The sequence below is a fragment of the Gammaproteobacteria bacterium genome (genome assembly GCA_016200485.1).
In the GTDB taxonomy this organism is placed as follows: Bacteria; Pseudomonadota; Gammaproteobacteria; order Tenderiales; family Tenderiaceae; genus JACQEP01.
The window spans coordinates 21,248-36,645 of the sequence record JACQEP010000010.1 but is presented as its reverse complement, the minus strand read 5'-3'; the positions used below and the strand labels follow the sequence as shown (position 1 = coordinate 36,645).

Below are 15,398 nucleotides of genomic sequence, written 5' to 3'. Positions count from 1 at the left end.
TGATCGGAGTCACCGATAATTATCATGGCGTCTGGGTGCGGCAAAGAATTAACGAAACGGGTGAGGACCAAAATATGAAACTAAAGTCGTTGTTTTCCATAATCTTGATGCTGAGCGTGGTGAGCCTGAGTCAGGCCGATCAGGAATGTGATGCCAGCAAGCCGGAATCGACCCCCACATCGCGGTTCAAGGACAACAACGATGGTACCGTAACCGACAAGACCACCAATCGCACCTGGTTACGGTGTGCGCTGGGGATGGAATGGAAGGAGGGCTCGTGCATTGGCCAAACGCAGGAATATACCTATGGCGGTGCTGAATCGGCCATTGATGTCCAGAACAAAATGCGCGTTGCGGGTCGTAGCGATTGGCGAATTCCGACAGTGGACGAATTATCAGGGATCGTCGAAAAGCGTTGCGCACGCCCGGCCATCAATCTCAAAGTGTTTCCCTATTCCCCGGAGTCTGGTTTCTGGACCAGTACCGAAAATCCAGGCATCGTGACCGAACGTGTCTGGCTGGTGCATTTCTTTGATGGCCGCAGCTATATTGCCAATAAAAATCAGACCTGGCGGCTGAGGCCGGTAGCTGGAAAATAGCCAGCGTTAGCCCGGATGACAATCCGGGGTGAATGTGTCGGTTGAAGCGGACCATGGGGTTGAGCAATATCACCGCGAAGTTTTGATCTCTTTCCCTGGCTTTTAAAACGTTATCAAATATGCTACAATAGTAGCAATTATGAGAACAAAAGAGATCAAGCTTCGGAAAGGCCCCGTCGAGGTGTTGTTCAGCGCCTATCATCGGCGCATCTTGGCCTTGTTATTGCTGCGGTCTGGTGAAAGCTTCCACGTGCGTGAGATTTCACGCTTGACTGCCGTGCCTGCCGGGTCGCTACATCGGGAGTTGAGGCGATTGGCGGAGGCGGGTCTGATCAGCCGTGAAAAGGCCGGTAATCTGGTGCGCTATCAGGCAGATGTCCGATGCCCCATTTATGGCGAATTACGCGGGATACTTGCAAAGTCGGCGAAGGTTAGCATTATGAATACCGAAGACTGTTTAGTCGTTGGAGGCGTGATTCGTGTGTCACGCGAGCGTTTGCGGGCGTTGGCGCAGCGTTATCATGTTTGTCGGCTGGTGCTTTTTGGATCGGCAGCGCGGGGCGAACTGGGTCCCGAGAGTGATATTGATCTGCTGATTGAATTTGAGCCGGGGGGGGCGCCTTCCCTCGGTGGGATGTTTGAATTGCAGCAGGAGTTCTCGGGATTGTTTGGTGGGCGCAAGGTGGATGTGGCGACGCTTGCTATCCTGAATAATCCATACCGTCGTCGCGCGATTGAAAGGGATATGAGGGAGTTGTATGCGGCCTGAGGATAAAGATGCTGCTTATCTGTGGGACATGCTGCAAGCGGCCAGGGAAGTCATAGAGATGATGCACGGGCATGATTTGAAGTCATTTCTGAATAATCGTGTACTGTTGCGCGCCATGGAACGAGGAGTTGAGATTATTGGTGAAGCGGCGCGCCGGATCTCAGCCAGCTATACCGGATCGCACCCCGAAATTGCTTGGCGTCAAATCATTGGGCAACGTAATATTCTGGCGCATGAATACGGACAGATTGATCACGAAGTGCTTTATAAAACAGCGACTGTAGATGTTCCGGCATTGATCGTTCAGCTGGAGCGGCTATTACCGCCGCTGGAACCAGATTCCAAATGAGCTTTATCGTCCCCTTTAACCTTCACCTTTTCCCTTTAGCCTGTCTTAATGCGCATCGCACTCGGTATTGAATACGACGGCTCGGCGTTTTCCGGCTGGCAATTTCAGGATCACTCGCCGTCAGTACAGGCCGTGGTAGAAGCCGCTTTATCCAAGGTAGCGGATCAGCCAGTGCGCGTCGTTTGCGCCGGGCGTACAGATACCGGTGTTCACGCGGCCGAGCAGGTAGTGCATTTCGATACCGAGGTGGAGCGCAGTCTGCGGGCCTGGGTGTTTGGCGCCAATGCCAATCTGCCCAAAGAAGTCGTAGTGCTATGGGCCACGCCGGTCAGCGAGGAATTCCATGCCCGATTCAAGGCCTGCCGCCGCCGTTATCGGTATGTGATCTACAACCGGCCGGTGCGGCCGACCTTTCTCGCCTGGCGCACGACCTGGGATTACCGGCCGCTGGATGTGGCCAGGATGCAGGCAGCGGCCCAGATGCTGATCGGCGAGCACGATTTTTCTTCCTATCGGGCGCAGGGCTGCCAGGCCAAGAGTCCGGTGCGTACCGTCACCCGCCTGGACGTGAGCCGCCAGGAGGAGTTAGTGTTCATCGATATCGAGGCCAACGCCTTTCTCCACCATATGGTTCGCAATATCGCCGGGGTGCTGCTTGCCATTGGGGCGGGTGAGCAGCCCGTGACCTGGGCCAAAGAGGTGCTGGAGCACCGGCAACGGGCTTTGGGTGGGGTGACGGCGCCGCCTTCGGGGTTGTACCTGATGGCGGTGGAGTATCCCGCTGAATTTCAATTGCCGCAGGTGCACCGTAGCGCTGCGGTGTGGTGAAAGGCGCACCTGAAAACTAAAGACAGGCATAGTTTACAAGTTTTATAACCTATTGATATAATAGGTTATTTATCGGAAAAATCTTCCTCAAGACTATAGACGTGTTCAATTAAGGGGTATATTCTGCAAGGCTATATAGCATCTTTATTTGTAATACTTTAGTCAATTGCTAGGGAGATCAATTATGGAATGGGCCTATATTCAAATTGCTTCACTGGTGGCTTTAGTGGTATTCGCGGTTTACATCGGCCTAGCAGATGCTCGCCTGAGCAAGAAGACCCGCTAACGCGGGCCACGGCCCCGGGGCTCCCCCTACTCCTCCCAACCCCGGGGCCGTTTTTTCAATTTAAGTATTCTTCTCGGAGCCTCGGCAACATGATCAGGCGTTCTTCAATAACCTATTGAACCTCATCGCGTTCCTTTGTTGCCCAAATGGTTTTGGGTTCACGGAGAGGCCACCAATCTGGTAACATCTCGCCTTTGCCAAACCAGCGCTAACCTGATGCGTACGCGTATAAAAATCTGTGGGATCACCCGCCCGGAGGATGGACTAGCGGCAGCACGCGCGGGTGCCGATGCGATCGGCTTAGTGTTCTATGCACCCAGTCCGCGGGCAATTGATATCGCCAGGGCGCAGGCGATTGTTGCGGCCTTGCCCCCCTTCGTCACCGTGGTCGCTTTGTTTGTCGATCCGACAGAGGCGGAAGTGGAAACAGTGTTGCAAAACGTGGCCGTCGATGTACTGCAATTTCATGGCAACGAAGCGCCGGAATTTTGTGTACGCTTTTCGCGGCCGTATTTGAAAGCGCTACGGATGCGCGAGGGAATTGATCTTGCCACAGAGGCAACGCGTTACGCATCGGCGCAAGGGTTGTTGCTGGACGCTTACAAAGAGGGTGTCGCCGGTGGTACTGGTGAACGTTTTGATTGGGTCAGAGTGCCGCGTAATTTGACGCTGCCGATTATTTTGGCCGGAGGTTTAACGCCTGTGAATGTCGCGGCGGCAATCCAGCAGGCGCGCCCTTACGCGATTGACGTGAGTGGTGGTGTGGAAGCAGCCAAAGGAATTAAGGATGCGGCGAAAATGGCCGCATTGATGGGGGAAGTGAAGCGTGTCGAAAGCTAATTTACCGGATGACAATGGTCACTTCGGTCCTTACGGGGGCCGCTTTGTGGCGGAAACTTTGATGGAGCCGCTGGAAACATTGCGGCTTGCCTACGAACGATATAAGCACGATGCCGAATTTCAGCGCGAGTTCGATCAGGATCTGGCGCATTATGTCGGTCGTCCGTCGCCGTTATATTTTGCCGAACGTTGGACCCGTAAACTGGGCGGCGCCAAGGTTTATCTCAAGCGTGAAGATTTGAATCACACCGGCGCGCACAAGGTGAATAATACCATCGGCCAGGCGTTGCTGGCCAAGCGCATGGGCAAGACGCGTATCATCGCCGAAACCGGCGCCGGCCAGCACGGTGTGGCAACCGCAACCGTTGCCGCGCGACTCGGGCTGGAGTGCGTGGTGTATATGGGTGCTGAAGATGTGCAGCGTCAGTCACTGAATGTTTATCGCATGAAATTGCTGGGCGCCACCGTGGTGCCGGTGACCTCGGGTACCCGAACGCTCAAAGACGCCATGAACGAGGCGATGCGCGACTGGGTTACCAACGTCGACAATACTTATTACCTCATCGGCACTGTCAGCGGGCCGCATCCCTATCCGGCGATGGTACGTGATTTTCAGACGATCATCGGCCGTGAGGCGAAGCGCCAAATTCTCGAGGCCGAAGGTCGTTTGCCGGATGCGCTGGTGGCGTGTGTCGGTGGGGGTTCCAACGCCATCGGCCTGTTTTATCCATTTTTGGATGACTCAGGTGTTGCACTCTACGGTGTGGAAGCGGGCGGCGAAGGCGTAGGCACAGGCCGTCACGCGGCACGTTTTGCCACCGGTCGCCCCGGTGTGTTTCAAGGCGTGCGCACCTACCTGCTAGAGGATGACAACGGCCAGATTCTCGAAACGCACTCCATTTCGGCAGGCTTGGATTATGCCGGTGTAGGTCCGGAACACGCCTGGTTGAATGATACCGGTCGCGCCACTTATGTGTCCGCCACCGATGACGAAGCGCTTGCTGCATTTCATACATTGACACGTCTTGAAGGCATCATGCCGGCATTGGAATCGAGTCATGCCCTGGCGTATGCCACGAAACTGGCGCCGATGCTGGATCGTGACAAGATTATCATCGTCAATGTCTCCGGCCGTGGTGATAAAGATATTCATACCGTCGCCAATCTCGAAGGAATCAAGGTATGAGTCGTATCAACGATACCTTTACCCGCTTAAAACGCGAAGGACGCAAGGCGCTGATCCCATATGTCACTGCCGGTGATCCGCAATCCAATGTGACGGTGCCATTGATGCATGCGATGGTCGAAGCAGGCGCCGACATCATCGAGCTCGGCGTGCCGTTTTCCGATCCGATGGCCGATGGCCCCGTGATTCAGGCGGCGTGCGAACGTGCATTGAGTCACAATGTCAGTTTGCGCGATGTGCTGGCGATGGTGCAGCAATTCCGTGAGCGCAATCAGTCGACGCCGGTGGTGTTGATGGGTTACCTCAACCCGGTGGAAGCGATGGGTTACGATAAGTTTGTCGCTGCCGCCAAGCAGGCCGGTGTCGATGGCGTGTTGACGGTCGACATGCCACCGGAAGAGGCGGGCGATCTGGTTGCCGTGCTGGATCAGAGTGGTATGGATCCGATCTTTTTGCTGGCGCCGACCAGTAACGATGAGCGCATTGCCAAGGTCACTGCCGCGGCCAGTGGTTTTGTATACTATGTTTCGCTGAAGGGCGTGACCGGCGCCGCCAATCTCGATGTCGCAGCGGTGGCGGGTAAACTGGAGCAGATTCGCCGCCATACTGATTTGCCGATAGGCGTTGGTTTTGGCATACGCGATGCGGCATCCGCTGCGCAGGTGGCCAAGATTGCGGATGCTGTGGTCGTCGGCAGTGCCATTGTGAAGCGTATTGCCGATTTGGCGCAGACGCCGGAGCGTATCAACGCTGAAGTGAGTGCGGTGTTGCGCGAAATGCGGCAGGCGATGGATCGATAACGAATTATTTAATGACAAGGCGGATGAGACAAACATGAGTTGGTTCGAAAAACTAATTCCTTCCCAGATTCGCACCGATGGCAGCCGCAAGAAATCCATTCCTGAAGGGCTCTGGATCAAGTGCGATGGTTGCAGTGCGGTGCTTTACCGCGGAGAATTGGATCGCAGCATGGAAGTCTGCCCCAAGTGCAGTCATCATCATCGTGTTGGTGCCCGGCGCCGTCTGGATCTGTTTCTCGATCCTGAGTCGAGAGAGGAGATTGGCGGAGAAGTTTCTCCGGTAGATGCACTTAATTTTAAGGACAGTAAAAGATATAAAGATCGTTTGGTGCAGGCCCAAAAGGCGACCGGCGAGAAAGACGCATTGATCGTGATGCAGGGCACGCTCAAAGGGATGCCGGTAGTCGCGGCGGCGTTTGAGTTCGGTTTTCTGGGTGGCTCCATGGGTTCAGTGGTGGGCGAACGTTTTGTGCGCGCCGTTAATCGCAGTATCGAGAAAAAGATTCCCTTGGTCTGTTTTTCGGCCAGTGGCGGCGCACGGATGCAAGAGGCATTGATCTCGTTGATGCAAATGGCCAAGACCAGCGCTGCGTTGTCGCGCTTGAGTCGTGAAGGCGTTCCTTTTATTTCAGTCATGACTGACCCGACCATGGGCGGTGTTTCGGCCAGTTTGGCGATGCTGGGGGATATCAATGTCGGTGAACCGAATGCCTTGATCGGCTTCGCTGGGCCGCGTGTTATTGAGCAGACGGTGCGCGAGAAATTGCCGGAAGGATTTCAGCGTAGCGAATTCCTGGTTGAGCATGGCGCGATTGATATGATCATCGATCGGCGCGAGATGCGGGATCGTCTGGCCAGTGTCTTGTCGATATTGGGTCAGTCTTCATTGGTGATGGCATCGGCTCAGGAAAAAGAAACCGTTGTTTCGACTGATGCAGCGAAGTCTGTGGCAAAAGCTGCACCCGCGCCTAAAGTACCGAAGAATCCGATCAAGCGCATCATGGCGCGGCGGAAATCAGCGAAAAAGAGTGGTGCCAGCGATCAGAAGTGAATGCCGCTTCAGAGAATTTAACAGGCAGTATGCGTTTCTCCACGCTTAACGATTGGCTTGCCTGGCAGGAGACCCTGCATCCAAAACAAATTGATCTTGGATTAGATCGTGTGCAATCGGTGTGGCAGCGCCTGCGTGGCGCTAAGCCAGCGCCGATTGTGATCACCGTTGCCGGCACCAACGGCAAAGGTTCATCGGTGGCAATTCTGGATGCAATTTATCGCAGTGCCGGATATCGTGTCGGAACCTATACCTCTCCCCACTTGTTACGCTACAACGAACGTATTCGCATTAACGGTCAAGACGTCGAAGATGCACGTTTGTGCGATGCCTTTGCCGCTGTCGATGTTGCGCGTGGCGAGACATCGCTTTCCTATTTCGAATTTGGCACCTTGGCGGCCTTTGAGATCTTTGCCACTGAACGGTTAGATGTTGCGATTCTCGAAGTCGGGCTCGGTGGCCGGCTGGACGCCGTTAATATTATTGACGCCGATGTGGCGCTGATTGCCACCATTGATCTGGATCATGCTGCGTGGTTGGGGAATGACCGCGAATCCGTCGGTCGTGAAAAGGCCGGGATTATGCGTGCCGGGCGGCCTGCCGTGTGTAGCGATCCCCGCCCGCCACACACCGTGTTTGAACATGCAGCGGCGATTGGCGCCTCGCTCAAGGTGTTGGGCCGGGATTTTGGCTTTGAGGCACAGAACGCGCAGTGGCAATGGCGAAGCGAAACCACACGGCGTGATGTCTTGCCGTGGCCGGCGTTGCGGGGTGAATTTCAGTTGCGCAATGCGGCTGGCGTAGTGATGACCATAGAGTCATTGCAAGTCAGATTGCCGGTCAGTCAGCAGGCGTTACGTATTGGTCTTGGCAGTGTACAGCTTGCCGGACGTTTTCAGGTGCTACCGGGACCGGTGCCGGTGATTCTGGATGTGGCGCACAATCCTGAAGCCGCTACGGCCTTGGCGGCTAATTTACGTGCCTGGCCGCAACCTGGCAAGACATTGGCTGTGGTGGCCATGATGGCGGATAAGGATCTGACGGCGATTTTTAGCGCCATCGCCGCGCAGATCGATGCCTGGTATGTGACCACTGTCGCCATCGAGCGCGCCGCCAAAGCCGAGCAACTGATCGAAGTATTGCATCAATTGAATGTGATGCAGCCAATCCACGCACATGCTAACGTAACGGCTGCCCTTGGCGCCGCACAGCAAGCAGCAAGTACAGACGATCGGATTGTGGTTTTCGGATCGTTTTATACCGTGGCCGAAGTGCTGGCGACGGCATATAATCCAGTTGATTAATGTGGCACGGAGGAATGATGGAGCCAGTCGCTAAACAAAGAATAGTCGGTGGTTTGGTTCTGATTGCGCTAGCACTGATCATTATTCCCTTGATGATCGATTTTTCGCAGAACGTGGCTGAAAAATCGTTTGAGGTCACCGTCCCGGCGGCCCCGGATGAAATGAAAATGACGGTACTGCCGTTGCAGGACTGGTCGCAAAAAATCGACCCGGCGGTGGACCCTCAAGCCGAAGTGGTCACGCCTACCTTGACGCCAAGACCCGCGCCGCCGCAGGCGCCCGAGACAAGTGTCACCCAGGGAAAACCGGCGACAGCCGCCATGCCTGCTGAAAAAGCCGTGACGCAATCGTCGCCCACCGCAGCGACTGAGCAATGGATGGTGCAGGCCAGCAGTTTTACCGCCGAAGACAAGGCCAAAGCCTTCAGCGACCGCCTCAAGGGCATGGGTTACCCCGCTTTTTATCAGAAGGGAAATGATGCTGCCGGTGCTGCGGTATTTCGAGTCCGGGTCGGGCCAGTGGCGGATCGGGCCGCGGCGGATAGCTTGCTACAGCGTTTGAAGCGTGATGCCAAGGTTGATGGCCTGGTAATGCGTTACAGCAGTAATTGAAGAATTGCTTTAGCCAGAGGCGCTGGTTTGGTAAAATCGTGCCCCTGTCGATACCCGCTTTGGGAGTTTAACGGCGCTATATGAGTGGGATTGATTACCTGTTGTTGTGCATCATTACGATCTCCGCCGTGATCGGTCTTTGGCGTGGACTCGTGCGCGAAGTGATGTCGCTAATCGTGTGGGCAATGGCATTCTGGCTGGCCTACATTGAAACATATACCGTCGCCGGTCATCTGGTCGCCTGGATCAGCGATAAAGGTGTGCGGCTGGTGACAGCGTTCTTGTTGGTCTTTGTCGCGGTTTATTTGATTGGTTTTATTGTCTCGCATCTTTTAACAAAACTAGTGCAATCAGTGGGTATGACGGCGACAGATCGTATCGCGGGCAGTGGTTTTGGTTTGGTAAGAGGTGTGGTTTTAGTCAGCACGTTAGTGCTGGTGGTGGGTATGACACCCATGATTAAGGAATCTGCCTGGCAACATTCATACATGGTAGGTGTCTTCGATAATATGTTGCACTGGGTGCAGCACCAGTATCCTGTGCAAGCAGGGGATCTGACCCAGGCACTGAAGTTTGGGCAAGCGGAGAATTGATGGTATGTGTGGCATTATCGGCATCGTCGGCAAGAGCAATGTCAATCAGGCGATTTATGACGGATTGACCGTATTGCAACACCGCGGCCAGGATGCTGCCGGCATTGTAACCTGTGACAACAACCGGCTTTATCTGCGCAAGGACAATGGTCTGGTGCGCGATGTATTCACTGATCAGCACATGCTCAATTTGCGCGGCAATATGGGTGTCGGCCATGTTCGTTATCCGACGGCGGGTTGTGCCTCTTCGGCCGAGGCGCAGCCGTTCTATGTGAATTCGCCTTACGGTATCAGTCTCGCCCACAACGGCAATCTCACCAACGCCGATGAACTAAAGCGCGATCTCTATAATGAAGATTTGCGCCATATCAATACCGAATCTGACTCGGAAGTCATGCTCAACATCTTCGCCCATGAATTACAGCGGCGCGCCAATCATAAGGCCAAGGCCAGTCTGGACGATATTTTCGAAGCGGTCGCGGGCGTCCATCGTCGTTGCCGTGGTGCTTATGCCGTAGTCACTATGATTACGGGTTGCGGGATTGTCGGTTTTCGTGACCCCTACGGCATTCGCCCAGCGGTATACGGCAAGCGCAAAACCGAACAAGGCACTGAATATATGATCGCTTCCGAGAGCGTTGCCCTCGACGCGCTCGGTTTTGAGTTGATTGACGACATCAAACCGGGCGAAGCGGTGTTTATCGGAATCGACGGCAGCCTGCAAACACGCCAATGTGCCGAAAATCCGCGTTATGCGCCCTGCATTTTCGAATATGTGTATCTGGCGCGGCCTGACTCCATCATCGATGATGTTTCCGTGCACAAGGCAAGGCTGCGGATGGGTGAGAAGCTCGCGGAAAAAATCCTGCGCGAATGGCCGGATCACGATATCGATGTCGTGATCCCGATCCCAGACACCAGCCGCACCGCCGCGCTCCAGCTGTCGTATCGTCTGGGCGTGTTATATCGTGAAGGGTTTATCAAAAACCGTTACATCGGCCGTACCTTCATCATGCCCGGCCAGAAGCAGCGCAAGAAATCAGTGCGCCAGAAGCTTAACGCCATCGATCTTGAATTCAAACGCAAGAATGTACTGCTGGTGGATGATTCCATTGTGCGTGGCACCACTTCGCAGCAGATCATTCAGATGGCACGCGAAGCAGGCGCCAATAAAGTGTATTTCGCCTCCGCCGCGCCCCCCGTGCGCTTCGCCAATGTCTATGGCATCGACATGCCAGCCAAGTCGGAACTGATTGCCTACGGCCGTACCGATGAACAGGTGGCAGCCGTCATCGGTGCCGACAAGGTGATCTATCAGGATTTGGAGGATTTGATGGCTGCCGTGCGCAAGCGCAATCCGAAACTGGAAGACTTCGACACCTCCGTGTTCGACGGCCGTTATGTCACCGGCGATATCGACGATGCCTATTTCGCCCGCCTGGAGCAACATCGAAGTGACGCCGCGAAGGAAGCTCGCGGCGGCAAGAATATCGATATTATTGATTTACACAATAACCAATAATCCTAAAAACTCCAGTTTCACCACAGAGACACAGAGAAAGGAAAAACAAGTGGTTGTTGGTTTTGGGTCTCACCCGCCAAGTGATCGTCAGCGGATCGCAAACCATTGATCTCTTCCTTTCTCTGTGTCTCTGTGGTGAGAGATTTAGGATAATTTGGCAACATTTAGTCGTTTGTATATTACTCGACTGTAAACCCCTCATAGGCGAGTTCCAGTTCCTCCATCACCACTTCATTGCCCACGGCATTGAGGTCGGAGATGTTGTAACGCACAGGTACGGCATTGCGTAGTCGGTAACTAAACACGGTTTCCGTGCGATTCTCGTTAAGAATCTGAATGGTGATGTTGCGCCGGGTATTGTTGCCGTTTCGCGTCTCATCCCACCATTGATACAGATCAAGGGCGCCGATGAGTCCGCGCCGCAGAATCACGTTTTCATAGTGAATACGCGGTGTTTTGCGCATCTCATGACTTTTTTCGTTACCCGTCCGATACTCGATAATCTCGACGGCCCCCACCGGCATGATGACTTCGGCAAAACCAGCCACAAGACTGTTGCTATCGCCGGTGCCGAGATCGACAAGAAAATTGCCGTTGAGATAGGGACGATCCCTTAATGTTGCCATACACCCTCCTTGAAATGATTATTGTTACCCCGAAACCCCTGTTACAACCATGGTCAAGTTGACAGAGGAGGGGGGATTCTCTAATCTTACCTCATCCATGGCGCCGAATTTGAGCTCAGCTTGCGGGCGCCTAATAAATGCAGCTAAAGAGAGGGTGAGATACCTGCTTTAGCCAACTGAGCTGAGCGGGTTTTTTTATGCCCGGAGTTTGTTGTCGTAGGGACGGGTTTAAAACCCGTCCCTACAGCCGCGAAGGTGATTTTGAGTTAAGGAAACAGACAATGCCCCAAGACTTTGATAATTACGGATTCGACACCCTGGCCGTGCGGGCCGGGCAGGTGCGCACCCATGAACAGGAACAATCGGAAGCGATTTTCCCGACCTCAAGTTACGTCTTCAAAAATGCAGCCGAGGCCGCCGCGCGTTTCAAAGGCGAAGTGCCGGGTAACATCTATTCGCGCTTTACCAATCCCACCGTGCGCACCTTTGAGCAACGCCTGGCGGTATTGGAAGGCGGCGAATCCTGTGTTGCGACTGCATCAGGTATGGCTGCGATTTTGTCCACGTTTATGGCCCTGCTTAAGAGTGGCGATCATATCGTGTCATCGCGCGCGATTTTCGGTACTACTTCGGTATTGCTGAACAATTACATCGCCAAGTTTGGTGTCAGCACCACTTATGTCGATCTTTGTGATGTGAATGCCTGGGAAAAAGCGATTCAGCCCAATACACGCATCCTGTTTTTAGAAACGCCATCCAATCCGCTGACAGAAATTGCCGATATCGAGGCGCTGGCCAAACTGGCGCATGGACGCGGCTGTTTGCTGGTCGTGGATAACTGTTTCTTAACTCCCGCTTTGCAGCGGCCGCTGGCACTCGGCGCCGATATCGTCATTCATTCGGCGACCAAATATCTCGACGGCCAAGGTCGTTGCATCGGTGGTGCCGTGGTTGGTAATCAGGAATTGGTCGGCAAAGAGGTTTACGGGTTTTTACGCACCGCTGGGCCATGCATGAGTCCATTTAATGCCTGGGTTTTCCTCAAAGGGCTGGAAACGTTGCGTTTGCGCATGAAGGCGCATTGCGAAAATGCACTCGCACTCGCGCAATGGCTGGAACAACAGCCAGCAGTAAAAAGAGTGTATTACCCCGGCCTGGCATCACATCCACAGCATGCGCTCGCCAAACAGCAACAAAGCGGGTTTGGTGGCGTGTTGTCATTTGAAGTTAAAGGCGGGCAGGCCGAGGCTTGGCGCTTGATTGACGCCACACGTTTGATTTCGATCACCGCCAATCTTGGTGATACCAAATCCACCATCACTCATTGCGCCACCACCACCCATGGCCGCATGCCGCCGGAACATCGTGCCGCTGCTGGAATTGGCGATAATCTGATTCGTATTGCGGTGGGACTGGAGGATGTCAATGATCTGAAGACTGATTTAGAGCGAGGACTTAAAACGCTTTCCTGATGATTTCCAATAAGCTGCTGAAAAGTGCTTTATGGTTCGTTCTCCCTGAGGGTATAGGTATCTACACAAATTGGGAAGGTGTGGTACGGCTCGGCATTATGCCCACCACCCTACCCCTTCGGAGCACCCCTCCTCCCGAATCCGGGAGGAGGGGAGAAAAACTCCCCTCCTTGGATAAGGGTGAGGAGGGATAGAAAAAGGTCCAGTGGACCTTTTTCCCGACGAACGGGTGCACGCGCACCCCGGGCGGGATGTGGACGGGGTGGTTGAAGACGGTGACAGAATACATATGGTTTTTTCTCGTCGTGACTTGTGTAGATGCCTATGCCCTGAGGGAGAGGGAGATGTACAGGTGTGCCCTTAGGTAGGGAGCGTCAGGACGATCTTTCTAATTACTTGGCGAATAGGATCGGAACACTTCAATGAGAAATACATATCGCCAAGATCTCGAAGCAATCTACCTCGCCGCCCTAGCAGCAGTAAACGGCCGCGAATGTGTACGCCGCGCGCTTGAGTTTGATGACTTTGAAAATCAAGTTGCCATTATCGCCATCGGTAAGGCGGCAGCGGCAATGTTGCAAGGCGCCGTCGATGCGCTAAGCGATAACATCCACGCTGCGTTATTAATCACCAAATATGGTCATGCCCAACCGATTTCAGGATTAAGCAACATTATGATCATCGAAGCCGGACATCCGCAGCCGGATGACAGCAGCCTTAAAGCGGGGCAGGCACTCCTCGAATTTATTAAACAACAACCCGCAACCATGCCGCTGCTGTTTTTGATCTCAGGAGGCACATCAAGTCTGGTGGAAGTATTGCCGCCCACAATCAGCCTGGAAGATGTGCAACGCGTAAATCAATGGCTGCTCGGTAGCGGTCTTGATATACACGCTATTAACCATGTGCGCAAATCATTGTCCTGCATTAAGGCGGGGCGGCTGGCGACGCAACTGGGTGGCCGTAATGCGTTGGCGCTATTGATCTCGGACGTGTCAGGCGATGATCCGGCCACCATCGGCTCCGGATTATTGGTGGCGGATAGTGCTGTCGAAACCGAAACACCGGAACTGGAATTGCCCGAATGTATCATCGAGCTGATGCAGCAAGCGCCGCCCGCGCCAAAAACACATGATTCATGTTTTGAAAATATCAGCGTCGAGATTATCGCCAGTCTGCCGGATGCCAGACGCGCAGCCGCAAACAAGGCACGTGAATTGGAGTATGACGTCTACGAAGACGCCGCCATTATCAGCGGTGATGCAGTTGTTGTCGGTGCACAACTCGCTTCACGTTTATTGGCAGGCGATCCCGGTGTTTATCTCTGGGGCGGTGAAACCACGGTCCATTTGCCGATAAATCCTGGGCGTGGCGGGCGCAATCAAAGTGCAGCATTAGCCGCCGCTATCGAACTGGCGGGTGAGCACAATGTCGCCTTACTCGCCGCCGGTACCGATGGCACCGATGGTCCAACCGATGATGCCGGTGCCTTGGTCGATGGTGGCACGCTCGCGCGTGGGGGAGAGGAGGGTCTAAATGCCGAAACCTGTTTGCAACGCGCCGATGCCGGTACTTTTCTTGAAGCCAGTGGCGATCTCATTCACACCGGCCCCACGGGCACCAATGTCATGGATTTGATGATTGGAATGAAATGGCATCACAATTAATGACAAGGGCACTCTTTAATTTTTCCATATTGTTAATCATGTTGCCATCGATTGCGCTTGGGCAACACACATCCAGTGATGAGAATTATTTTTTCAGTGATCTTGGTGATTATTTTACGGCGCCAACCCATTGGAATAGTGATGACTGGATGACGCTTGGATTGATTGCAGGAGGCACTATTGTAGTGGCCGAGACTCTTGATGATCGTTGGAAAGATGAGATGACCACTAATAGTCATCCGTATTACCATAAAAAAATTGACCAAGTGGGCGATGCCTGGGGTGATTTGAGATTAAGTGGGCCATTTATTTTGGGGGTCTACGGATACGGACGCTGGAAACAAGATGATCAATATATTTACGCAAGTCATAATATGGTACAGTCGGTAGTGTATACCGGCGCGATGACGCTTGTTCTGAAATCAGTGTTTCATCGAGACCGTCCCAATGAAACAAGCGATGAGTCCGGCTGGTTCAAAAATGGTAGTTCATTTCCTTCCGGCCATGTCAGTACCGCATTTGCTGTATCAAGATCCTATCTTAACTCACTCGAAAATCCATCAGTCGCCACTCAGGCATTGTTCTATGGCTTGGCGACATCGACTGGATTGGCGCGCACCTATGATAATAAACATTGGGCATCAGACGTGATTGCGGGTGCATTACTAGGTATTTATACCGCTGATTTTGTTTGCGACAGAAACAAAAAACATCGTACCAACATTGCCTATTCGCCTTATGTGGGAGCCGATAGCGCCGGGCTTCAAGTTAACTGGTAATCATTCGCCAGCAATAGGATATATTACTATTTGGCGAGCAGCAGGGTCATGAGCTGACTAATTAGGTTAAAGTGAAGGCTATGTGAGATGGGGTAAGATAATAGCAATGGCCGATC

General features: G+C 53.6%; 16 protein-coding genes. 15 read left to right on the top strand and 1 reads right to left on the bottom strand.

Annotation, left to right across the window (positions count from 1 at the left end):
* Positions 1-74 precede the first annotated feature (74 nt).
* From HY272_05535 to purF, 12 genes are all read left to right on the top strand, one after another.
* Positions 75-599: a DUF1566 domain-containing protein gene (locus tag HY272_05535; protein MBI3772141.1), complete on the top strand. Its 525-nt coding sequence runs from the start codon at positions 75-77 to the stop codon at positions 597-599.
* Between the two features lie 139 nt (positions 600-738).
* Positions 739-1,368 (top strand): nucleotidyltransferase domain-containing protein, encoded by a 630-nt coding sequence (locus HY272_05530; GenBank protein ID MBI3772140.1) that lies wholly within the window; start codon positions 739-741, stop codon positions 1,366-1,368.
* A complete protein-coding gene (locus HY272_05525; protein ID MBI3772139.1) occupies positions 1,358-1,717 on the top strand; it encodes a DUF86 domain-containing protein in 360 nt (119 codons plus the stop codon). The genes HY272_05530 and HY272_05525 overlap by 11 nt, the downstream gene beginning before the upstream one ends.
* A gap of 48 nt (positions 1,718-1,765) precedes the next feature.
* Positions 1,766-2,545, top strand: a complete 780-nt coding sequence (truA, locus tag HY272_05520) for a tRNA pseudouridine(38-40) synthase TruA (GenBank protein MBI3772138.1) — start codon at positions 1,766-1,768, stop codon at positions 2,543-2,545.
* Positions 2,546-3,047: 502 nt separating this feature from the next.
* Positions 3,048-3,671, top strand: coding sequence for a phosphoribosylanthranilate isomerase (locus HY272_05515; protein MBI3772137.1), 624 nt, complete (start codon positions 3,048-3,050; stop codon positions 3,669-3,671).
* Positions 3,658-4,857, top strand: a complete 1,200-nt coding sequence (gene trpB, locus HY272_05510) for a tryptophan synthase subunit beta (GenBank protein ID MBI3772136.1) — start codon at positions 3,658-3,660, stop codon at positions 4,855-4,857. Before HY272_05515 ends, trpB begins: the two co-directional genes overlap by 14 nt.
* Positions 4,854-5,657, top strand: a complete 804-nt coding sequence (locus tag HY272_05505) for a tryptophan synthase subunit alpha (GenBank protein ID MBI3772135.1) — start codon at positions 4,854-4,856, stop codon at positions 5,655-5,657. Before trpB ends, HY272_05505 begins: the two co-directional genes overlap by 4 nt.
* A gap of 34 nt (positions 5,658-5,691) precedes the next feature.
* Positions 5,692-6,708 (top strand): acetyl-CoA carboxylase carboxyltransferase subunit beta, encoded by a 1,017-nt coding sequence (locus HY272_05500; GenBank protein MBI3772134.1) that lies wholly within the window; start codon positions 5,692-5,694, stop codon positions 6,706-6,708.
* A 29-nt stretch (positions 6,709-6,737) separates the two neighbouring features.
* Positions 6,738-8,012 (top strand): bifunctional tetrahydrofolate synthase/dihydrofolate synthase, encoded by a 1,275-nt coding sequence (folC, locus tag HY272_05495; GenBank protein ID MBI3772133.1) that lies wholly within the window; start codon positions 6,738-6,740, stop codon positions 8,010-8,012.
* A gap of 17 nt (positions 8,013-8,029) precedes the next feature.
* A complete protein-coding gene (locus HY272_05490; protein MBI3772132.1) occupies positions 8,030-8,623 on the top strand; it encodes an SPOR domain-containing protein in 594 nt (197 codons plus the stop codon).
* Positions 8,624-8,703: 80 nt separating this feature from the next.
* Positions 8,704-9,216 carry a CvpA family protein gene (locus tag HY272_05485; protein MBI3772131.1) on the top strand — a complete coding sequence of 171 codons (513 nt, stop codon included), beginning with the start codon at positions 8,704-8,706 and terminating at the stop codon, positions 9,214-9,216.
* Between the two features lie 4 nt (positions 9,217-9,220).
* Entirely contained in the window at positions 9,221-10,738 is a 1,518-nt protein-coding gene (purF, locus tag HY272_05480) for an amidophosphoribosyltransferase (GenBank protein MBI3772130.1), read from the top strand.
* A 179-nt stretch (positions 10,739-10,917) separates the two neighbouring features.
* On the opposite strand, the gene HY272_05475 is transcribed toward purF, so the two are convergent.
* Positions 10,918-11,364: a phage tail protein gene (locus tag HY272_05475; GenBank protein MBI3772129.1), complete on the bottom strand. Its 447-nt coding sequence runs from the start codon at positions 11,362-11,364 to the stop codon at positions 10,918-10,920.
* Positions 11,365-11,645: 281 nt separating this feature from the next.
* Here HY272_05475 and HY272_05470 point away from each other — a divergent pair, with 281 nt between their 5' ends.
* From HY272_05470 to HY272_05460, 3 genes are all read left to right on the top strand, one after another.
* Entirely contained in the window at positions 11,646-12,836 is a 1,191-nt protein-coding gene (locus HY272_05470; protein MBI3772128.1) for an O-succinylhomoserine sulfhydrylase, read from the top strand.
* Between the two features lie 422 nt (positions 12,837-13,258).
* A complete protein-coding gene (locus HY272_05465) occupies positions 13,259-14,503 on the top strand; it encodes a DUF4147 domain-containing protein (GenBank protein ID MBI3772127.1) in 1,245 nt (414 codons plus the stop codon).
* On the top strand, positions 14,488-15,282 hold the full coding sequence (locus tag HY272_05460) for a phosphatase PAP2 family protein (protein ID MBI3772126.1): 795 nt from the start codon (positions 14,488-14,490) through the stop codon (positions 15,280-15,282). Before HY272_05465 ends, HY272_05460 begins: the two co-directional genes overlap by 16 nt.
* Positions 15,283-15,398: the final 116 nt, after the last annotated feature.